22 protein-coding genes are annotated in these 20610 nt (G+C 42.8%); 1 reads left to right on the top strand and 21 read right to left on the bottom strand.

Going from position 1 to position 20610, the window contains the following annotated elements; all coding sequences use genetic code 11:
• Positions 1-8 precede the first annotated feature (8 nt).
• The 5 genes from DRED_RS04615 to DRED_RS04595 all read right to left on the bottom strand — a co-directional run bounded on the left by DRED_RS04615 (position 9) and on the right by DRED_RS04595 (position 4375).
• Positions 9-755, bottom strand: coding sequence for a class II glutamine amidotransferase (locus tag DRED_RS04615; protein WP_011877226.1), 747 nt, complete (start codon positions 753-755; stop codon positions 9-11).
• A gap of 54 nt (positions 756-809) precedes the next feature.
• A complete protein-coding gene (locus DRED_RS04610) occupies positions 810-1541 on the bottom strand; it encodes a hypothetical protein (RefSeq protein ID WP_011877225.1) in 732 nt (243 codons plus the stop codon).
• Between the two features lie 313 nt (positions 1542-1854).
• Positions 1855-2805, bottom strand: coding sequence for an ArdC-like ssDNA-binding domain-containing protein (locus DRED_RS04605; protein WP_238442583.1), 951 nt, complete (start codon positions 2803-2805; stop codon positions 1855-1857).
• Between the two features lie 193 nt (positions 2806-2998).
• The gene (locus DRED_RS04600) at positions 2999-3916 is read right to left on the bottom strand and encodes a coiled-coil domain-containing protein (protein WP_011877223.1); all 918 of its coding nucleotides are present in this window, start codon (positions 3914-3916) and stop codon (positions 2999-3001) included.
• 234 nt (positions 3917-4150) lie between these two features.
• Positions 4151-4375: a hypothetical protein gene (locus DRED_RS04595; protein ID WP_041274454.1), complete on the bottom strand. Its 225-nt coding sequence runs from the start codon at positions 4373-4375 to the stop codon at positions 4151-4153.
• A 234-nt stretch (positions 4376-4609) separates the two neighbouring features.
• On the opposite strand from DRED_RS04595, the gene DRED_RS18595 reads away from it, so the two are divergent.
• Positions 4610-4753 (top strand): hypothetical protein, encoded by a 144-nt coding sequence (locus DRED_RS18595; protein ID WP_156779556.1) that lies wholly within the window; start codon positions 4610-4612, stop codon positions 4751-4753.
• A gap of 14 nt (positions 4754-4767) precedes the next feature.
• Here DRED_RS18595 and DRED_RS04585 read toward each other — a convergent pair whose 3' ends face one another.
• From DRED_RS04585 to DRED_RS04505, 16 genes are all read right to left on the bottom strand, one after another.
• Positions 4768-6051, bottom strand: coding sequence for an IS110 family RNA-guided transposase (locus DRED_RS04585; RefSeq protein WP_011876735.1), 1284 nt, complete (start codon positions 6049-6051; stop codon positions 4768-4770).
• 194 nt (positions 6052-6245) lie between these two features.
• Complete coding sequence (locus tag DRED_RS04580) at positions 6246-6890, bottom strand: hypothetical protein (RefSeq protein ID WP_011877222.1); 645 nt, start codon at positions 6888-6890, stop codon at positions 6246-6248.
• 42 nt (positions 6891-6932) lie between these two features.
• Entirely contained in the window at positions 6933-7274 is a 342-nt protein-coding gene (locus tag DRED_RS04575) for a hypothetical protein (RefSeq protein ID WP_011877221.1), read from the bottom strand.
• A 435-nt stretch (positions 7275-7709) separates the two neighbouring features.
• Complete coding sequence (locus DRED_RS04570) at positions 7710-8519, bottom strand: DUF3800 domain-containing protein (RefSeq protein ID WP_011877220.1); 810 nt, start codon at positions 8517-8519, stop codon at positions 7710-7712.
• 547 nt (positions 8520-9066) lie between these two features.
• The gene (locus DRED_RS04565) at positions 9067-9567 is read right to left on the bottom strand and encodes a hypothetical protein (protein WP_011877219.1); all 501 of its coding nucleotides are present in this window, start codon (positions 9565-9567) and stop codon (positions 9067-9069) included.
• Between the two features lie 14 nt (positions 9568-9581).
• Positions 9582-10394: an RNA-binding protein S1 gene (locus DRED_RS04560; protein WP_011877218.1), complete on the bottom strand. Its 813-nt coding sequence runs from the start codon at positions 10392-10394 to the stop codon at positions 9582-9584.
• Positions 10395-10414: 20 nt separating this feature from the next.
• A complete protein-coding gene (locus DRED_RS04555; RefSeq protein WP_011877217.1) occupies positions 10415-10957 on the bottom strand; it encodes a metal-dependent hydrolase in 543 nt (180 codons plus the stop codon).
• A 15-nt stretch (positions 10958-10972) separates the two neighbouring features.
• Positions 10973-13021, bottom strand: a complete 2049-nt coding sequence (locus DRED_RS04550; RefSeq protein ID WP_011877216.1) for a type IV secretory system conjugative DNA transfer family protein — start codon at positions 13019-13021, stop codon at positions 10973-10975.
• On the bottom strand, positions 13009-13500 hold the full coding sequence (locus tag DRED_RS04545; protein ID WP_011877215.1) for a metal-dependent hydrolase: 492 nt from the start codon (positions 13498-13500) through the stop codon (positions 13009-13011). Before DRED_RS04545 ends, DRED_RS04550 begins: the two co-directional genes overlap by 13 nt.
• Positions 13501-13992, bottom strand: a complete 492-nt coding sequence (locus DRED_RS04540) for a hypothetical protein (RefSeq protein ID WP_011877214.1) — start codon at positions 13990-13992, stop codon at positions 13501-13503.
• 115 nt (positions 13993-14107) lie between these two features.
• Positions 14108-14560, bottom strand: a complete 453-nt coding sequence (locus tag DRED_RS04535; RefSeq protein WP_049755848.1) for a hypothetical protein — start codon at positions 14558-14560, stop codon at positions 14108-14110.
• The gene (locus tag DRED_RS04530) at positions 14487-14819 is read right to left on the bottom strand and encodes a hypothetical protein (RefSeq protein ID WP_011877212.1); all 333 of its coding nucleotides are present in this window, start codon (positions 14817-14819) and stop codon (positions 14487-14489) included. The genes DRED_RS04535 and DRED_RS04530 overlap by 74 nt, the downstream gene beginning before the upstream one ends.
• A gap of 483 nt (positions 14820-15302) precedes the next feature.
• Positions 15303-16688 carry a helix-turn-helix domain-containing protein gene (locus tag DRED_RS04520; RefSeq protein ID WP_011877211.1) on the bottom strand — a complete coding sequence of 462 codons (1386 nt, stop codon included), beginning with the start codon at positions 16686-16688 and terminating at the stop codon, positions 15303-15305.
• Between the two features lie 271 nt (positions 16689-16959).
• Positions 16960-17475 carry an LNS2 domain-containing protein gene (locus DRED_RS04515; protein WP_011877210.1) on the bottom strand — a complete coding sequence of 172 codons (516 nt, stop codon included), beginning with the start codon at positions 17473-17475 and terminating at the stop codon, positions 16960-16962.
• Positions 17450-18208 carry an EAL domain-containing protein gene (locus DRED_RS04510; RefSeq protein ID WP_011877209.1) on the bottom strand — a complete coding sequence of 253 codons (759 nt, stop codon included), beginning with the start codon at positions 18206-18208 and terminating at the stop codon, positions 17450-17452. The genes DRED_RS04515 and DRED_RS04510 overlap by 26 nt, the downstream gene beginning before the upstream one ends.
• Before the next feature lie 216 nt (positions 18209-18424).
• A complete protein-coding gene (locus tag DRED_RS04505; RefSeq protein WP_011877208.1) occupies positions 18425-20608 on the bottom strand; it encodes a hypothetical protein in 2184 nt (727 codons plus the stop codon).
• Positions 20609-20610 lie beyond the last annotated feature (2 nt).

Genomic DNA, 20610 nt, shown 5'->3' with positions numbered 1-20610 from the left:
TTGCACCCCTACTTTCTTTTTGTTAATCCATAGTAATAATCATAGTCTTCAGGGTATTCGTAATAAATACCAGAACGTTTTTTGCGTCTGCTTACCATATCTGTATGAATTAAAAATTCTTCTGGCATTGGACCACCTGCCCAATAAAAACCTTCCAAAGCATCCATGATTTTTGACTGATCTTTCAAGGGTAATTCCGATGCCATGATAATCGCATCATCATCCACATAAACCTGCAAATCTCCCAAAAGAGAACCGACACTGGCAAAGGGAACATAGCCGTTTTTTTCTTTGACAAAGCCAACAAATACAGAATTTAACTCATTAAATCTTTTAGCAACTTCTTCTGGTGGCAAACCGGTGCTTATGGATGCTATGGATATAACGGAAGCTTCCGTATCCGTAATACCTCCCATAGCCCTAGAAAGAGACTTCAGACCTGTCTCAGTTCCATTCATGGCTGCAACAATTCTCCCGTGACGAAAAGGATGACAATTCCTATTAGAGACACTTCCTACACTGGCCCACCGAGTATGAAAGATAAACCACTCTATACCCTGTTCAAAGGCTAGTTCGGCGACTTTTTTAACTGTAAGTCTTGTCCCTTTTCTTAAATATAACTTTCCGTTCTTAATATAAGCGACTCCGTTACCATGTCCCCCCATGCTTACTTCCAGAATTTCAAATAGATCTTTTACTCCTTGGGGACCCAGCCGATCCAGTCCAGCTTTATTACTGAGAAATAGTCTGCACATATATAAGAGGAGCGAGTTGATGTTAACTCGCTCCTTTCACCTCCATTTTTTAAATTAAGCAGCCATCTGTTCCTGATATGTCCTCAAAATCCATTGGCCAACATCTCCGGGTCGTTGATTTTTCATCAGCTTATTATCAACTGCCCAGGTAATATTGATTAACCACTTAACTAATTCATAATACTGCTTGGCATTTAAAAATTTAGGTAATCTCCATTCAACAGTGTTATACTTTGTCTGCACATTTACCCAGCTATATCTTGAATCAGGGTAACCTGGTAGCTCACAGTAATCATTATCCTGGCGTCCCCATATCCGATAGTAAGCAGAACCATCCAAATACTCCGCCAAGGGATAGAATATCTCCTTATAATAATCCTCGAACAAGTCTTTTCTTTTGACGGATATATGAACATGGCTACCACCATGCTCGACATCCATTTTCTCAATCATTTTACAAATACCCTTAAAACCCACAAGACTTTGAAAAATAGGAGATTTCCATTCAAGGGTCACGGAGGAGTCATAACAGGGCGTAAACCCCTTCTTCAATAAAACTAATTGTTTTGGTGATGTAGAAAGGGTTTCGATCTCTACCCCAAACCCCCAAATATTGGACCGAGCATTTTTCCTCCTATTCCCCACAACCTCGAAACTGTGATAGTTATAATCCTTAGGTTCATCCAATAGACCGAGGCAATAGCCGCAAGCCATACCTTCTGGAATTTCTGCTCCACAACCAACGCACTTTATTCTAGGAATATTCATTCCCTTAATTTTTAACATTTCTATCCCTCTTTTACCCCTGGTCTGCACCCCAGGGGAATTATTAGTTTCCCTGGTGCAGCAGGATAAAAAGAGTTGATTTTTTCTTTTTCTAATGGTAACATTTACTTACGGATTTTGTTTTCGGGTCAGTTAATGCTGAACCCGTTTTTTGTTTTCCTTAGGGTAATTGCCTCACCTCCCTTACATGATGATATATTTCAAACCACCCCCTTTCAAAAAGGTACTAAATAGGCCAGGGCGTAAATCCCTGGCCTTTCTAACTTTCATCTGGAAACATAATATTAAACCGTTCAAACGACCTCGGTATTTTTTATGCTGCTGTCAACTCTTCTAGGGGCTCTGCCAATGAAAGGATAATGTCCAGACATTGCTTTACATCGGATAAGACAGCCATAATTGCTCTGGCAGATTCTTTTCCGTCCTTTGCTCCTGCATAGTGCTTGATATAACGAAAGCCATGATAAATATAACCATGGTAACCATATAACTCACACAACACACAGGCAACCGTTTCAGCAACAATCTCCTGGTCCTCGTGCTGGCCGCCCTTCAGTTTCTTAAATGTTCCGTGGGCTCCATGACCCAACTCATGAAAATAAGTTTTTACATCGTGGGTTCTTAAGGTCATCTTACGGCCGTCGGTTGTAATACTGCCAAATGCCTCACCGGTAAAAGGACGGTAGTTTACTTGAATACCCATTTTCTCAGCAACATCCCATAATGGTGGGGGCTCTTTTGGTAAATAATCCGGATACTCAACTTCTGCCCCTTCGGTGTCTTCATACCGAAAAACAGGAATACTTTTAAAACACGTTATGATGATCTTCTCCCTATCGTCTTCCTTGTTTTTAATTCTTTTGCACATAGGCCCAAGTATATAGAAGGCTTTAGCCCCCTTTTTTACGAATCTGCCTACTTCTTGCCATTGCTTAAATCCCCGGGCATCCTCAGTATTATGGGCCATCATGATTATTTGATTTCCCAGGCTCCACTTGTCCGAGGGTAACTCAAAACCTTCTTGTGCTCGAATAACTGTCCGGGCAATGGCCGCAGGCATATTTCCTGTCTCGAACATTTCCAATATTTTATCAATATTTTCCTTGATTTTTTCGTCTATAAATATGTCCGGGTGCGCCCTACCGGGCAAAATACACCCGGTAGGCATCTCCTTACATATTCTTTTTTTACTTAGATTAAATCGCTTAAGCAGGATATTGATGATGATTAACATAAATCCTTGCATACCACTGGCCAGCTTCATGTACTGTTTTGCGAACGTGTACAGCTTTATATTTACAGGTAGCACGCAGCTCTTTAGCCTTTTCTTTACAATACTCTAAGGTATATTCGCTCTTACAGTAAGGTATCATCTTCATAACCTCGAGGGCGTAACCGCCCCCCCTAACCTCCTTTCAAAGTTTAGATTGACGGTATCAGCCCAGCCCCATATATTATTAAATTAAATTATTGTCTTGCTCCCTTTTACTCTGCATGACGGTTACTTGTGCTTCAAATTGTGCTTTTTCTTCCCGGCATTGAGCCAATGATTCTCTTAGCCCTGCTATCTCCTTCATGAACTCCCTTTGTGCTAGTAATACAGCCTTTTCTTTCTCAACCTCGGCTTTTTCCAAAGCGCGTGTCATGGCTTCATTATGCTGCTCATTCAAACGTTCAATCTTTTCCTTTACTCGATCAGCCTGAGCATTAAGTTCTTTCTGCGCTTCCACCCGAGTTTGTTCCAGTTGAGCCTGAAGCTGCTCCACCTTGTCCTTCCATGCTTTTTTATCCTGTACCAACTCATCCCGTTCTTGTCTATATTGTTCAGCTTTCTTAGCCTGTTCCTCTAGGGCCTCTGCCTTCTCTTGGGCTGCAGATGCCGCCTGTTCAGCGAGACCTGCCAATCTTGCTGATTGTTCCCGGGCTTCTTTTTCCCTTGATAAAGCCTCTCTCATTTCATTTAATTCTTTGTCAGTTTGTTCTCTAATAAGAGCTGCCTGGGCTTCCGCTTGCTGAACCCTTTCGTTAGCAGAATCAATAGCTTCCGCAGCCATCTTTTCCCGTTCATGCGCTTCGGCTTTGGCAGCCTGGGCATCTGCTTCGGCATTACTTATTCGAGCAGCATCGACCTCCTGGCGATCCCGGGCAGCTTTTACCATAGAAATATAAACCTCTTCCACCCGGGCCAAGTGATGGCGCAGATTTTCCAGTTCCTTAACCTGACCCATGCTTTCACGTTCCTGGGCAGTTTCATAACTGACCACTAACCGTCCCATGAAATCCTTCAACGTTAATCCACTCTGTTCAGCAAGGTTATTCAGTTTTTCTCTTACATCGGCATCCATTTTAGATGAAAAGTTCACGACTTCACTCATTTAAATTCTCCTCTCCCAATCCGTGGGGTATACCGTTATATACCAGACTACTTTTTGTATACCCTTTAAGGTATACTTTTTATACCCATTTATTGTTGTGTATACTAATGTATTCTAGTATTCCTTTGGTATACCCATTCATGGCATGGATTTCTTATTTCTCCCCAAAAATAATAGAGAACGTTTGCAGTTGCAAAACGTTCTCTATCTCTCGCAGGGGGGACGGATTATTTCTTACCCTAAATTAGAGTAATTCGGTCGGTCCCAAAGCATTCTCCCCCATAGTGGACAACCCATATCTCCTGGTTTACTACATGGGTAATAAGTACAGCAATCATCACATACTCTTACCGCATGGTAATCGGCTACTTCGGTGCGTTTTTCAACCTTAGGGTATTCGGTCACATTTACTTCCCCTGCCCATTTCTTTGTGAATAGGCTTAATAACATGGATAACATAGCTATCCCCTCCCTCAATAAAATAAATTTTTCTTTCATTTACTCACTCATTCTTACAATTTCAAGCACATACAAACAAGGTTCAAAGGAATAATTTTAAATAAATTACATTATATGGTTGGTGGGGGTGTAGCCAATCAAAGGCTACGCCTAATTTTACAGATTATGGTTGCACAATGGATCTCCACATGTACCCTTGTGGTTTACCCTCCCACGTCTCACGGGGTCCAATATATGGCCCTTACATTCCTTCGTTCTACCTCTCAAGGGGTGGAGGCCAGGTATGCTCCTTTGCTGGGTCATGCCCGTATGGAAATATTAGTTCCCGGCTTCTCCGTGCTTCGTTTGTCTATCCAATTCATTGTGAATAAGTGTTAATATTTAATAGCCTTTTAAGCAGCTTCCTGTAATTGCTCTTGGCGTACAACGCCTAATACTTGCTCCGCGTCATATGGAGTTTGTTTACTGCCTATGGTGAACAAAATACGAATCAATTTTCCACAGAGGGCAACTATGGATTGCTTTTTCTTTAAGGGATTTCCATGCCTTGTTATTAAATATTGGTGGATGGCCTTAAACTCTCGGTTTTTTGCAACCATGACTAACACAGTCTTAAATAACAAGGCCCGCAGCCGGGGGCGCCCCCGTTTACTGATTCGTGATTGTCCCTTGTGTTTACCAGAACTGTTCTCTTTTAGGTTTAGGCCCGCCAACTTTATGATTTGTTGCCCATGTTCATATCCTTTTAAGTCGCCTACTTCTGCAAGAAATCCGGCTACTGTAACCAAACCGACTCCTGGAATGGTCATCATTTCTGTGCTTCCAGGTATTTGTTGCAGTAACTCTTGAACTGCTTCCATCAGGATTTCCATCTGTTTGCACAGGATGTCATATTGTTCAAGTAGCATCCTTATTTCATGACGGGCAAACTCTATCCCTGTGGATAGTCCGATGGATTCTCTAGCAACCTGCATTAGTTTGTTAGCTCTTTTTATACCAACTGCCCGTTTAATCTCAGTTTTCCACAGGGTTACAATTGCCTCTGTGCCTGTTTTGATGACTTCCCGGGGGAGTGGACAAGTATTTAATATCATCAAGGATGCTTTGCCTTCCCAATCTTTGAAAACACTTGTGTACTCGGGGAAGTACCGGTCAAGCCAGTTGTGGATTCTACCTTTTACTCGGTTAAGGTCTTGATTAAGACGGTCCCTTTGAACCATTCCCACCCGCAGTTCCGCATAGACACCTGTGGGTAAGTTGGGTTCTGAGTAACGGCCATCTTTTACTAATTGGGCAATTACCCTTGCATCTTTGATGTCGTTCTTTGTGGGCGAGTTATCATCTAATTCCTTGCTTCTCTTAACATGCAACGGATTTACAACTACAACTGGTACACCTTCTTTGCGCAAAAACTCAGCCATTGGTAACCAGTAGTGTCCTGTGGGTTCGATACCTACCAGAGCATGATCCTTACCGTGCTCTACCATCAAGGTTCTAATCCAATGCATCAGCTTGGTTAAGCCCGCCCTAGTGTTGTCAAAGACCAAGCGTTTCCCCAACTCGATACCCCTAAAATCCTGGGCACGTGCCACGTGTTTAGATTTGGCAATATCGGCTCCAATAATTAAAGTTGATTCAGTGAGTTGCTCAATTCTTTGTTTTTGTTTATAATTCATTTTGAAGTACCTCCTGTGTGATTAAATTAGGGGTCGGTCGCCTAGATAGCTCGACACCCAGTATATTACAGGAGGTGCTTTTCTTTTACAAAGACCATTTTATTTCCTTACAGGAATGCTCCTTTTTATTTAAAAAAATAAATAACAATACAATTTAAGGGAGGGAATTCCCCAATGATTCTATAGTTAATTAGTTAACCAACTATATCTACACCATAGGCAATTAAACCCTTATCTCCTTGGCGGTACTTTACAAATATCTTTTTACCAAGCTCTTGTGCTTGGATAACCTTCTGTCTCATACCATTTTTAACAAAAATGGCACTCTTACTTCCGTCTTCACCGTCACACCATGCTCGGATAGTACCGGGGGAACTATCTCTAATTTCAAGAATATTAAAGACTCCGGACTCCATCCCATTTTCCTTACCCTGGCTACCAGCAGCCTCAGATTTCTCTTTCCTTTCTTCCTGGCAAACTAACTCATTGGGATTCCCACAAATAGCCATAGAAATAACTGACTCTAGTTCTTTGGTGTCTCTTCCTGCCTGCATCGATACAGTTAACAGACCAACCAAGCTGATTAATCCTGCTTGATCAGCTTTAGCTTTCTCAAGGCTTGCTTTAGCAACCGCATACTGGACACGAACATCATTAATCTCTTTCTGGATCTTTTGAAAAACCTGGTCCTTGTCCTTATTGGCCGTATTGTTAATTTGGGCTTCTCTTACTTTAACCTTATCTATCAACTCATAAAGCTTATTACGAGTAGCATGAACTCTAAGTACACACTCCTCAATCCCTTTACCCATAACTTTCTCAGCTAATTTATTAAACATATCTCCTACCTCCTTGTATTTTACATCTCCCAAACTTTTGGCCTATAGCCAGGCCAAAAGTTTGGAAATCAATCTCTGGCGAATTGCTTTTGTGAAGAAAAATATTACCTTACTTAGGACAACTGTCACAATAGCAAATACCAGACCTGTGATGGCTAATGTTCTTCTAACTCTCTCAAGATTGACTAAAATTCTGGTTGAAACTTTCAATTTGAACCCAGCCTTAAATTGATTTAACCTATAATGCAGGGTTTTGTGATTTTTATATACATACGTCCCGTTTTCCTCTCGAACCATAGTTAACACTCTTTCCATAGACAGGGGGTTGCTTTCGGCCAGCTCCCCCAAATCACCTCCTAAATTTGAAGTGGTATTGGGGGTCACTGCCCCGGTCTATAAAAAAATAACGGCCACCGCAAAAGTTGCCGAAACTCTCATGGAGCTCATGAGATTCCTCTTGCGTGGCCGTTAACCATTATATATTAACCGGTAAAAACCGGGTATTCTCACATTGAAACCAAAAAAAGACCTTATTTCGGTCTTAAATATCATCACTTACAATAATTAATATACCCTCGTCGGGCCTGTTATACCAGCAACTTCTGGTATAGTGACATACTCAGTCCTCCTGTCACAAGAGGGTGTAAACTACTTACACTCGGCATCCTGCCGCCAAAGCCACTTAAGTGGCGAACGGTATACCTCCAAAAGGAGGCCAAGTCACCATAAAGGTGAGAAACGGTAGACAGGAAAACCCTGTCAAATAAATAATATTTACAAAATATCAATATGTCAATATTAATATTTTGTAAATATTATTTATTGCTCACCTTTGTAATTTGGTAAGCTATGTAAGTAACTTAACCACGAAACCTGTTTAGATAAAAACAACTGCAAATAATCATTAAAATCAACATCTCTTAGAACTTTTTCCGCAGTCCATTCAAAAAACTTAATATTTATTAGGAAATTATAAAAATTTTTGTTTTTAAGCAACTCAGTAATAAGTATATTTCTTGCCGTATTCCCTTTTGAATCATTGGTTTTATTTTTGATGATAGTCCTTATAATTCCGAGAATTAGATCTGTAAGTTCCAATCCTATTTCTTTTCCTTTAGGAATTAAACAACAATTTCTTATATGAAAAGGCTCGCCCCTATACATGGAATGAATATTTAGTTGATCAACGATTTTTTTATTTAACTGAGTATTCTCATACTCAGTTGATTTTTCGATCATTATTTCTACTTCTGTTTTTACAGCAACTCCATGTCTAAGTAACCCATAAAGAATCCGTTCGGGTAATTTGTTATAGACCATTTTTTTAAATAGCCCAGAATTATAATCCTGACCATTAGGCTTATGATACATAATTACATTGAACTTAAACATTGTTGCATATTGCATTAGTGAATAAATAACATTAGATATATTTTTCCGATCGTTATCACCACCAGAATATTCATTCCAATGGAGTTTTAATTGAGCACTTTTTAATAAAGCAGATAAATTTTCAAACTCTTTTAGTCGATAAACAGTATCAGGTATTAATAATCCCCCCATCAAAGTGGGTTTATCACTGTTCTTTCCACTTTCATCAAAAAATAACCTAATACAATTTTCTGACATTTATATCAACTATCCTTCCTTTTTCATTTCTTGACATGATCTATATAAATCATTAGAATAAAATGCAAGGATAGAGATTCTTATTCCGTGGAGTACGAATCTCCCCTAGGCAAAGAAGACCCGTTCCGTGGAGCGATTTAATCTTTGCCAAACCACTTAGGTGGTTTTTTGATGATTATTAATAGACTTTAATACACGGTGTAGATCATTTGTAGTATGTTTCGTGATAATATGTTAAAAATTTAAGAAGGATATTATAAAAGAGGGAAAGCTAACTGAAAATGCTCTTGTGGGCCTCACCAACTTGGGGTCTTAATCCGTAAGCTTCTGCCAAGCTTACGGATTTATATTTACTTAACCACTAGGCCGACTATTGCCACAACAAGAGATAAAAATAGGAGTAGAGCTATGATAATCTGTACTACATCTTGTGAGCCCCACCCCCTTTCTACCAGGCGTTGAGGCTTTCATTTTAGTTAACAATACCCTTCATTATTTTACCATATGTTACATATTTATCAACTAAATAACAAAATATTTACTCAATTCAATCAATCCTTATAACACAATCCATCAACTTTGCTTTTCTGAGATTTTGTACATTAACGTAAAACCACCCTTTAGGCAAAACAACACCCTTTTTAATTAATATTGCCAGTCCCGGTTCTTTTTCAATTGGTACTGGCGGTACAACATAAACCCGTAAACGCTGGCCATTTTTTAGTACTGCTTCTCTCCCCTGCAATTCGGCACCACATTCGACCAGTCTTGCTGCCAACCACCCCAAAGCACATCTGGCTTCATAGGTATCATCAGTGGGAAGGGGCTTCGTTAATGGGCACCAATACACTTCCTGTCCGGGTTTCCAACACCGCAACACATACCCGGAACCTCGCAAGATTCGCAAAGCCTGTCTGTAAAAGGGAAAAAGAAGGGCCAGTGCATCTTCCGATGCACCAGCACTAGACTCTAAAAATCTTAAAACCTTTTCTGCCCGGGTACTGGTTAACAGTCCAGGCTTTTTCACTTGATCAACCAGTACAGTCATCTGGCACCACCTCTTTAGGCCAACCGAGCCCCTTTAATTCTTAAATGTAGCTTCTTCTTCTCTCTGCTAAACATTGTGACGGCCACCGGTACCACGTCACCTTTTCTTAAACGCCCACGCTGCGGTAAATTTGCAATCCCCACAATTCCTGGCTTAACCTCAAGAAAAACAAGTTTGATCGGATCGTCAACAACCTTTACAACACGGCCGGATAGAAAATCTCCTCTTCTTGCATCAAAGGTTTCCCATGGATCTTGTGGGTCATATAGAGAAATCCGGATTCTGTTATTCTCCGCATCCACTTGAATAACCCGGGCCCGGACAGAAGTCCCTGAGGGAAACAGCTCATCAAGACGAAGAACTTGACTCCGGGTAGCATCTTTTCTGGGTACCTCCACATAAAATCCCCCACCTACATCAACCTGGAGACGTTCAGGTTTTTCATCAGTTCTGGCCAACACTGCCTTTACCACTGCCGGTACCAGCTCTCCTTCCTTAACCTTCTTGTAGAACATCTCCCTGGCATCAGCAATAACTTCGCTTCTTGAACATCCCACAATCTTAGAGTCCTTATCGAATCCCTTTACTTTAACAAATATCCTCTGTCCCACAAACCGAACCATGGTTTCCTTTGAATCCAGACCCGTTTCACCAAAGGGTACCATACCGATTATTCCATCCCCCATATCCAGCATCCAGACAGGAATTTCACTTACCCAGGTTACTCGGTCCACAACTGCTTCAACGGCAGCCTTTCGTTCCCTTGCATTATGCAACTGCTCCCATCTATCAGCAGTTATTACATATCCTTCAGGTTTATACATCATCTTCTGATCGTTCCTTTCGCTTATAATTGTTTGCCAATAATCAAAAGAGTTAACAAAATACAAAACACCGCCAGAACAAACTCTCTGCTGTCCTTACCGGTGTATATTGGACCACTCCACTTTTTATGGGTCCAGGATGCACTCTCAAGTTTTTCTTTGACCCGCCTCCATTGCCTCCCTGGTAGCATTGGTAAGAACAATCGTAATGGCTGAATGCCACTGCGGGTCATCCCATCCAAAACCAAATGGGAAATTGCACCTGCGGTACCGGAGAATATTAAGAAGGCGCTGCCCATAATACCTGCTACGAAAACCCCTAAAATCAACCCTACTGTCAGACAAAAAAGCAGCGTATGTGTAGGGCTGTTCCGGTGGCCATACTTTTCTTCCAACCAAACCGCCAAGGGCCTCATCATCCGGCCGGAGTAACTACCAGGATGATCCATATCCGGAAGTAACGCTGCAACTGCCCCAACTACTGCACCCGTCACTTCCTGGCCCCCTAGGGCGGCTAGAGCCGCCCCCACAGCAGATCCCGCCGCAGCGTGAGTAATACCTGTCACCCTAAAACACCTCCACTAGCCAAACATTCTCATAATATCGTCGTCCCCTTTGTTTAACTCTAATACGCTGGCTACGTCCGGTGCAGGATCCGGATGGCTTTCCTTTCTTTTTCTCTGTCGCTTAGGGGGTGTTGGTGCTTCATCCTCTTCTTCAGCGCTCGGAATGGCAGGTGTCGGCACATGATTAGGTACCGCTGGTGCAAAATCTGTAATTGTTTTTGGTTCCCGTGACAGCTCCTTAAACTCTTTTAAATCTGAAAAAGCCACCGTGTCTAAATAAAATGGGCGACAAGTCGGTACCCTAACCACAGCTGTATAGAATTCCATCTCATAGAATTGCCAAGGATATAACAAGTCCAATTTTTTCTTACTTTCCGTTTTTTTGGTAATTTCCATGCGCTTCCATGGCCATGTTACGTCCTTTCTCTCAGAGATATCCCAAACGTCTGCACTGCCAAGCTGTCGTGTAAAATAACCGGCGGTTTTATCGTCGTTAACCCTTAAAGCCATCCGAATATCTGTGTTACCCAAAAACGTTTCTGCAACATCAGATCCATATAGGCTATTTAACTGGGTACGGTTTTGAATAATGTAGTTGTAGCAAATCCCAAGTCCTCGATCAAAAGATATACGGTTTGAAAAATTAGGAATTCTACCAATGTTAGCAAACTCATCTAGGATAAACCGAACTGGTATTGGCAGCCGATTGTTATTGGCCTCTGCGTATTCAACCAACCGTTTAAAAAGCAAGTAATAAAAAGCAGTAAGCAAAGGCTTTAGATCTCCGATAGTTGGCAAGATACAGAACAACGCTGTTTTTTTCTTTGACAAAGCCAACAGATTGATATCATGACCGGCCGTTAAGGCTGCCAGAGGACCGTCCGTCATAACAGCCACCTTACTTTGCACCCCGGTGGCAAAGTTGTTAAACATTCCAGCAGCTGCACGCCATTTTTCATAAAAATAGACTGGTATCTGGCCTGAGCGATACTCCTTCTCAAAAGTTTCATCCAACTTTTCCACTGGCCAGGACAATAAAGAAAGCACGGTTCTCATATGCCTCATTTCGTCTTTAAGAAAACTTCCATATCGGGTTAATCCCATCAATGCCGTAAAAAGGTTTGATTCACCACCAGCAAAAAACGGGTTTTCCTTTCCTGCACTGAGAATCATGGCTTCGCAAACTTGCCGGAATTCCGCATCATCCTTGGCCTCGAACAACGGATTCCACCGGTGGCTACCCTGACTGGGATCTTTAAAGTTTAAAATTATAATCTCGTAGCCCTGCTTCTTCAGCCAATCAGCAATTCCCGGCTCATATTCTCCACTGGCATTCCACTTGCCGGCTACGAGTTCGCCCTTGGGATCTGAAATTACCATAGACCAACCATCATGGGCTGTTGATACAATGTTGGGCAAAACCCACCCAAAGGTTTTACCTGCACCCGTGGCTCCAAAAATGGCGGTGTGAGCTGCAATTGCCATGCGGCCAATAATCACCCGTAAAATGCGGCCGTTTAACTTTCCTAAGACAACACCTCCGCCGTACTTCCCGGGCTTCGGGGGACCAAATTCGCATATCTTAGCAGCTTCTTTTTCGTCACCCCAACCACCCTTGACCACCGGACGCCCTTGGACTATCCCCGGTCCATGCAACCGTTTTTTCCCTCGTCTCTTAAATGCTACCGCAACCCCCAGTCCACCCAAACTTCCTAAAAGAACTCCAGTGCGCCCTGCTCGGTTGCCCGGGTTTGATAGTTCCTTTGCAGAAAACCATGACCTAATTGATAGAGCCTGGACATCCGATTTTACCCATTCACCAGAACTCATATCAAACCTCGGTACTTGCTGCACACACTTCATCCCATATCCAGCTGTTAAACCTAGGCTAATTGCAGTAACAAAAACAATAGCTGGTGTATAGAGAACTTTCCCACCAGCCCACCAAGCAACCATCATGCAGAGAAATACCAGTGCCAGCACCGGGAAAATTAAAACAAGGGCCCCGAAAACCACTGCCAATACTAAATACATCGCAGCATTACCCTTTTTTAACCAATCCATGCTATCACCCGCCAAACATAACCAGACACCATCGGCCACACTGCCCAGTAAACCAGGCCCAGTATCATAACCGGAAATACCACAAACCTCTCCAGTATGCTACCGGTTCTCACCAGTGGCAACTTAACCATGATTGGCAAAGGCCATAATAAAGGCACACCGGATCGGGTAAACATGTCCCCCACCAGGTGCGCCAGGTACCCAGCTGCCACCGCTATACCAAGATTCTTACCCCAGAATAAACCAAGAAGCAGCCCTAAGGCTAAAGTGGCAGCCAAACTATGCAGTGCCCCCCGGTGCCCTAATATACCCCTTGTTATCGTGGGTAGTACCGGTATCTTATTGCCAATCCAACTGTTTGGATGGTCCAGATCAGGCAGCAAGGACCCCACCCCGGCAACTGCTAATAAGACCGGGTCAAATCCTGCGACCATATATCCAGCCCCCAGGCCCATGACTAAATGAGTTCGCCACAGCATTTAATCACCCGCCTTTGATTCAGTCTGTTCCAAGCTGCTCCTATACCTTACCCAACGCTCATAGAAAAACACCGGCAGTCTTCCACTCTGGTGTTCATCCTCAAAAATTTTATTAAGTTGTTCCACTGGTTTGTTTTCCAGGAATATCATTATTGCCAAACTTCTATCTGGGTCCTTAATAAAACCTCCGTATTGAACAAGTCCAGCTAAGGAAAGATAGAAATCTTGTTTATTATCGTCAAATCCTTGTGTAGTAACTACTTCCTGAATACCTTCAGGCCCATTCTGCTCCATCAGTGGATCCCAATAACATTTAAACAAATCAGCCTTTGGATCTGTCACAATGTTCTCCTGCCTGTTTAGCCCAGATAAAAAGTTAACACTAAAAGGATTGCATCCCATCCCCCAACCAGGAGTAGCCAAAATCAACACATCCCCTTTGTTTCCCGCAACCCGTTCACTTAAGTGAACGCAATTTGAATCCTTACTCATGGTTTTTCCCCCTTTCTCCTGCAACCTTGCTAATTCCCCTGTGTCAGACAAAAAGCTACCTTCTTAAACCAAACATCACCCCCTTTCCAATCGTTCACTTAAGTGAACACCCCCCCTACCGCCTTCGCTCCATTACCCGTTCCCGTGGACGCCCTTTTCTTGTCCGCCCGGGTACCAACTCCGCCAAGGCCCGAAGATCCTCCGGCTCGACCCATAACTCCCTCCTCCGAAAATTTCTAGCATCATAGGCCAGTTTCTTAAACACCAGCACCACCCGCCTACCATCCTTCGATATCCCCCCACACCAGTCCGTGACCATCCCGGTCCTGGCCTCCAGGAGTGCCGCCCCCTGGCGTCCCAGGTGGACCAGGTTCTCCCGGCCCAGGGGCCGCCCTGGCTCCAGGTTTACCAGGACTGCCTTGGCCCTAGCCGGGTGAGTAAAGTACGTTCCAGCTTGCCAAAATTCACTGGGGGTTAGGTCCTCACGCCTGGTATCAAACAGGGGATTCACCAGACCCAAAACTTTTATGATCTTTTTGCTGTCCCTGGCCAGCCTTGTGAAAATCATCCCTGTCCACCTCCAATAAGGCCCGCGCCTGCGTAATAAACCCCTTTCTTAGCTCTTTGACATCCTGCTTTTTGGCCATGGCCAGCAGTTCCGTAGAAGCCATAAAAGCCGCCATGGCCATGACCATCTCCGGCTTACCAAAGTAATATTCCAAAGCGTCAATATTGACCGCCGTTTTGGTGGTGTGCTTTCTGATTGCCTCTGACTGAAGTTTACCTGCCAGATCCTTTGGCAATCTAAAACTCTCCGATGTGCTCATTTGCCTCACCTCTTTATTGTTCGTCCTGGGGCAGCCGGGCCTCCGCGCCCGGCTGCTATCCTGGCCCCTGGTTCCGGGGTTCCTGGGTCGCCGCCCTGGGACCTGGTCCGGGTTCCCTGGCTCGGCCATGCCCTCATTGTTCACTTAAGTGAACGATCTCTAAAAATGCCCAGTAATACATATAATTCCTACGTTTGGTTAACCTGGACAAGGTTTCCCGGGACCCGGAGGCCTGGGCGCGCACCCGGTAATACACCTGGGGCCAGGCAGGGCAAGGCTTCCGCAACTCAACACCGTTGTGTTCCCCTTTGGGGTAAGGAGTTGCGCGAAGGCGACCGGGGGAGCCTGGGGGGCCGGGGTCAAAAAAGGCAATCTCCAATAATGAATTTCATTATCAATTGCCCTACTTTTGCCTAATTATTTATCCCCATCAACCTGTAAATAAAACCAGCGTTAACCAACTTTCAGAACCAGTCATATTTTTTAAGAATACATAGAACGCATTAAGGTTCTTTTCCTTTGATCTGCTTGGTCGTTGGTTCGGTTGTTACACAAAAAAGGATCTTTGGATCTGACTCTATTATTTGGTTTCCATTCTTTTTCCAACGCCTTTGTTAATACAGCTTCAAACCTGATCTTTTTGTTTTCTGCGAATTGAATAACTGCCAAGACAGTGTTTAAGAAATATTCCAGACCCCCTTTGTGCCAATGTTTTAATGCCAAATTTTTAATAAACTTTTGGTCGACCTTAACCTCAAAGTTCATGGCAATAAATTTATAAATATCCTCCAGTTCTAAATCTTGAGGAATGCCTTTTTGCTCTGATTGAACGGCATCTTTTTGTTTTTGCTCCTGGGGTTTCCTTTGGGGTGGGTTTCGCCAAAGGGATTGGGAGTACAATTCCTCTGGTAAATCGAAAACTGGAGCATCCTCCAGTTCCTCGTCAGTAAATCCTTCTTTGTCTAAAGCCACAACAACATTTTCATGGTCAGAGATTTTTTCTGAGTTCTTGCTCTCTAAATTCGTTGTTGATGTGTTATCAACAACAACAACATTACCCTCACTGACCAATGATGGCAGATCTTGCTTATCTGGTTCAATCGTCGAGCTAGAATCTGAGTCACCCTTTTTCTTACTTAGAAAATCTTTCTTAGTAGTTGTTGTTGTTCTTTTAATACTTGTATTCTTATACTTGTTTTCTTTGTGTGCGTCTAGGCGCACATCATGATGTGTGTCTAGGCTAACATCCGTCTGATGTGTGTCTAAACGCACATTAGTTGATTTTACAGGTTTTTTTAACGGATGTGCGTTTTGGCTAACATCTTGATGTGTGTCTAAACACACATCCGTTGATTTTAAGGGGTTTATTGACGGATGTGCGTCTAGGCTAACATTCGTGGGATTTGACTGAATCAATTCTTTGCTTCGGTCTTTCATCAAACTGGCAAGCGTCTTTTTTCCTTCTTGCTGCTTCTCAAGTTCGGCCTCTCGGTTAATGTATTCCAAGATCATCTGATCAGGCAATTTCTTGATAATATAAACGTTTGTTTCACCCATACCACGCCTTATCCAGTCAATTAGTCCATGTTTTTTAAGACGGTTTAGAGAAGCGTTTACTGTCTCACGTCTTTTTCCAACGTATTGGGCAAGCCTGTCCTGACCGGGGAAGGCATTTATTTTATCCCCAAAGGCAAAACTTCTAATCAATCCATATACAATTTTATCCAATTCGGATATGTCCGGATTTCTCAATAACACATTTGAAAAACGAGTATAACCACAGTGTTCTTCCAGGTCTTCGACAACCAACGTCGATCCTGCATTAATCATTTCTTGTATATGTTCATTTAAATCTGTCATCTTTGCCATGAAATCACCTCTTTAGCTAAATAGACTAGAAATTCAAGTTGTAAAGCCACCCAAAGAAAACCCATCAACAGAACCGAATTTAGTCGTACAATAAAAAATCCCCAACCAATAGTTGGATATCATCACTTTAGGGAATATATATAATTTCTAAACCTTCGTAAACCGCCCCAGCAAGCCCCAGGAGCTCGTTTCATTAGTTAGGTAGGGTAAATCTATTGCCAATAATTTTCCAGGGGTCTTGTAGGCATTTTTCATGTAATTGTATTGCAAATTATGCACGTTTTTTAATATAAGGTGTCACCTCTGTCCATACATTAAATCTAAATACATTTTCACTTGCAAAATGCCTATTATATGGAGCAGTTTTAACAAATACCCTCGGAATTCCCTTTTGTATTAGATCCTTTATCACGAAGGGATCATCATCAAAAAAGGCAACCATCCCAGCATCATGGGCCATGATTGCTTTTTCTTTACTGGATACAAATTCGACTCTACCATGAGGAAAATCGTGGATATCTAACCACCGACGAGTTACAAACTCCGCCATCTTAGGCCTGCTGGTCATGTAAATAAGTTTATATCCTGAAGCAGAAATCATATGTAGCATTTCCTTCGCTCTAAAGTAGGGCCGGGCGGTTGCAAAGATCTTAAGGCCATCGGGTGACGTGAAGAAATGCTCCGGTACTTCTGGTGCCGGATATACTTTCAGATTTATATTGAACCTTTGAAGCAACTCGTAATTTACGTTGGAAATAGTATTACAAATATCGACTCCCACTAGCACATATATCCCTCCTATTTTTAATCCAGTAACCTGCCGGCTTAGGATGTGAAATAAGAAAACCCTGGACTAACCTTATTCCGGCATCTCTCACAATCTGTAACTGAAGTGGAGTCTCTACCCCCTCGGTGATCACCATTGCACCTAATTCCCTTGAAACAGTATTTAATGCTTTCAATAAGGCCAAGTAGTGAGGGGCTGAACCATTCTTGAACTTGGTCAGCCCCTGGATTATGCATTTATCAATTTTAAGAAAATCTGCAGGAATTTCACAGAGATTGGTAAAGTTTCTGTCCCCGGCACCTATGTCATCAAGGGCAATCTTTATCCCATATTCCTTAAGTTCACGAACAACTCTGATCAGTTCTTTTTGCATTTTTACTCCTAATCCAATTTCTGCAACCTCTAAAACGATGTTCCTACCCTTTGGAAGCAGTTTAAAGATATCTTGAGATCGGTTCAATAGGGTGGCAGGCCTAACATTTATAAATAGTTTAACCTTCGGAAAGACTTCACTTTCTTGTAATGCTTTCTTTACACAAAGCAAATCTATCTCATCAATTTTTCCTAACTTTTGGGCAACTGAAAATAAAGACGTTGGATAATACAGATTCCCCCCCATCGGTCCCCTGGCCAATGCCTCATAAGCATAGGTAGAGTTATTCTTTAAATCATTAATTGGTTGAAACACTATAGAGACTTTTTCATCTCGCAAAATTCTTGTAACATCATCCACCCTTTATTCCCCTTTCTATTCCATTTTCCCAGCAGGAACATCCCTTTCTCCTTTACAACTCTAGTTTTAACCTTCTTAGAATTATAGCGATAATAACAACAATTTCTAATACAAGAATCATAACCTTCATCTCCTTAGAGTTAACTCACTTACACTGAAATGGAACTTTACTTATTCCCAGAAATTTATTTAACACAATTAGATTCAAATAGTCTGTTAATCTCCATCTCTGCCCTGCAGTACAGGAAACCAATCCTCATAGATACTACCTTGGGTAACTATTACCCCTGCCGCATAAGGTGGGGAGTTCAGTGTAGCAACTCCTTTTGCTCCGGCATCACCTGTAATCTGCATTGTTACTAATGTACCTGACGGACATTTTTCTAAATTTGCATCGGTCCAAAAGTCAATTTCCCAGGTGTTTATTTTACTGCCCAAAGGATACTTTGAAATTATTGGTGTCTTTACTGTGGCCTCCAAGGACAGATAAGGGAATTTAACCGTACTAAGAGTATTTATCGGACCAATACTGTCCACCAGTAACTTTACCCTTGAACCTGCCTTTGCTTTAGGTAATTGATCTTCTAGCATTCCCGGGGTAATTACCTTGTGTGTTACGGTATCCAACACTTTAGGGGAATCTTGCCCCGTGGGAGCACTGACTATCTCTGCGATCCGTGGACGTTCAAAGGCCAGCACACAAAATTCACCCGGTGGTGACCAGAGGCTTTCCATATCAGTGGAGTCCCATACTTTAAGCTGGACTGTGAACTCATAGTCTCCGGAGTTCCATAAGGGCCCTGGAACCGAGGGATCATAGCTTGTGTTAATTTTGTGTTCCGGCCGGTCACTTACTACTTTCCCTGAATCATAGATTAAAACCCCATCACTTTTTCGTTTAATCTGCAACTGGTGAGCGAAAATCGGATCGCCATCGGGGTCAGAGTAGGTCCATGAAATCGTGGGCGTGGAAGTGGTATAACATACTGCAGGCAAGTCTATGATTGGAACGTTGGGTGGGGTACCGGCTGCCCAATTTACAGCCACACCACCAACCACAAAGGGTTTAATCTTTGGTGTAATAGTCATGTTACTCGTGGTAAGTTCTGCTTTCCACTTAACTGTTCTACCGGGTGTTACTTCTGCCCAAAGTTCTTTCGTATCCACTTCCGGGGTTGCCTTGGCCGCATCCCCCAATACTATCCAGGTGAGGCCGTTATCCTGTGACACCTCACAAGTTGTCCCCGAGGGAGTTCCCCTGACCCGCCATTTTTTAACCCAATTGTTACCGTCAGCCGTAACGCTCCAGGTTACTGCGGTACCGTCAGGTACTAGGTGATAGGCTCTGGCCCGAACGTATTTAACATTACTCATGGGGTCCTTGGCTTTGGATTGTATAACAGCATAGGGCCGATAGGTTATTGAACCCAAATCCGGAATAACCTTTGATTTGGCTGAATCATAAACCAGTTGGGTACCGGTCCAGCGATAATACTTAGCTTCATTGCCATCAACTATTATTCGATCAAAGGACTTATGCCGTAGGGCAATTGCCTTTGGGTTTGTTAGACCAGAGGTTATGGATAACGATGGGTTATATGCCCAAAAGCCTCCACCGTAGCTGTAATGGGGTGCTGTGTTACCGATGATGGCACCTATATCTCCGGCACCCGAGGTGGATAGATCCTTGGGATTGGATAACGATGAAGCCAGCGTAACCGTTGATAATGGGTTCCCGTAACTGTCCCGTCGAAATACACGTAACTTGTCCCTCTCCAAAGTAGCCATGTGTAAACTCTCAGGAAAGATTCCGGCATCCACAGGGCTATCTAAGTCAACGTTTGGCTCCAATGACGGAACTCTGACTGTGGATGAACCGTCAAACATATACCTTTGTGCCTGATTGCCGACAAGAGAAGCAAATTCTCCAGCTCTATTTGACGATAGGGTATAGGCCCCATCCATGCCACTCTTTTCAAGGGGGGCATTTCTTGTATAACCACTGCCATCAAAACTCATATGTCGTATTTGAGCTCCTACACCAAGTTTTACATCCGGAAAAGGTCCAGTTGCTACTATAGCTGTAGGTGAACTCTCTGGTGTAATCTCTAAAATTATATTCTCGTCATACCCAGTACCATTAAATGAGAAATGAATTATTTTCGTCGGGGTCATCATAATATAGTCTGGGCTGCCATCCGGCCAAAAGGAAATCATGCTGGCTGTGTTTTCTGGAAGTCTTACTTCATTCAGTGCAGTATCAACTGCTGCTGTGGTGACAGCACTGTCAACAATAGAAGGGGTGTCTGAGGAATTGATCTTATAATCCCAGACACCCGAAGCAAAAGCTGTATTCGTGAAAATATGAAGGGTTAATAAGAAAGCCAGGATTTTCTTCATTG

The sequence above is a fragment of the Desulforamulus reducens MI-1 genome (genome assembly GCF_000016165.1).
GTDB lineage: Bacteria > Bacillota > Desulfotomaculia > Desulfotomaculales > Desulfotomaculaceae > Desulfotomaculum > Desulfotomaculum reducens.
This window is presented reverse-complemented; position numbering and strand designations above follow the sequence as displayed.

What these genes read in the sequence shown, in the direction of transcription:
- DRED_RS04615 (WP_011877226.1), bottom strand. Translation starts at nt 755, where the DNA reads ATGTGCAGACTATTTCTCAGTAATAAAGCTGGACTGGATCGGCTGGGT.
- DRED_RS04610 (WP_011877225.1), bottom strand. Translation starts at nt 1,541, where the DNA reads ATGTTAAAAATTAAGGGAATGAATATTCCTAGAATAAAGTGCGTTGGT.
- DRED_RS04605 (WP_238442583.1), bottom strand. Translation starts at nt 2,805, where the DNA reads ATGAAGCTGGCCAGTGGTATGCAAGGATTTATGTTAATCATCATCAAT.
- DRED_RS04600 (WP_011877223.1), bottom strand. Translation starts at nt 3,916, where the DNA reads ATGAGTGAAGTCGTGAACTTTTCATCTAAAATGGATGCCGATGTAAGA.
- DRED_RS04595 (WP_041274454.1), bottom strand. Translation starts at nt 4,375, where the DNA reads ATGTTATCCATGTTATTAAGCCTATTCACAAAGAAATGGGCAGGGGAA.
- DRED_RS18595 (WP_156779556.1), top strand. Translation starts at nt 4,610, where the DNA reads ATGGCCCTTACATTCCTTCGTTCTACCTCTCAAGGGGTGGAGGCCAGG.
- DRED_RS04585 (WP_011876735.1), bottom strand. Translation starts at nt 6,051, where the DNA reads ATGAATTATAAACAAAAACAAAGAATTGAGCAACTCACTGAATCAACT.
- DRED_RS04580 (WP_011877222.1), bottom strand. Translation starts at nt 6,890, where the DNA reads ATGTTTAATAAATTAGCTGAGAAAGTTATGGGTAAAGGGATTGAGGAG.
- DRED_RS04570 (WP_011877220.1), bottom strand. Translation starts at nt 8,519, where the DNA reads ATGTCAGAAAATTGTATTAGGTTATTTTTTGATGAAAGTGGAAAGAAC.
- DRED_RS04565 (WP_011877219.1), bottom strand. Translation starts at nt 9,567, where the DNA reads ATGACTGTACTGGTTGATCAAGTGAAAAAGCCTGGACTGTTAACCAGT.
- DRED_RS04560 (WP_011877218.1), bottom strand. Translation starts at nt 10,394, where the DNA reads ATGATGTATAAACCTGAAGGATATGTAATAACTGCTGATAGATGGGAG.
- DRED_RS04550 (WP_011877216.1), bottom strand. Translation starts at nt 13,021, where the DNA reads ATGGATTGGTTAAAAAAGGGTAATGCTGCGATGTATTTAGTATTGGCA.
- DRED_RS04545 (WP_011877215.1), bottom strand. Translation starts at nt 13,500, where the DNA reads ATGCTGTGGCGAACTCATTTAGTCATGGGCCTGGGGGCTGGATATATG.
- DRED_RS04540 (WP_011877214.1), bottom strand. Translation starts at nt 13,992, where the DNA reads ATGAGTAAGGATTCAAATTGCGTTCACTTAAGTGAACGGGTTGCGGGA.
- DRED_RS04535 (WP_049755848.1), bottom strand. Translation starts at nt 14,560, where the DNA reads ATGATTTTCACAAGGCTGGCCAGGGACAGCAAAAAGATCATAAAAGTT.
- DRED_RS04530 (WP_011877212.1), bottom strand. Translation starts at nt 14,819, where the DNA reads ATGAGCACATCGGAGAGTTTTAGATTGCCAAAGGATCTGGCAGGTAAA.
- DRED_RS04520 (WP_011877211.1), bottom strand. Translation starts at nt 16,688, where the DNA reads ATGGCAAAGATGACAGATTTAAATGAACATATACAAGAAATGATTAAT.
- DRED_RS04505 (WP_011877208.1), bottom strand. Translation starts at nt 20,608, where the DNA reads ATGAAGAAAATCCTGGCTTTCTTATTAACCCTTCATATTTTCACGAAT.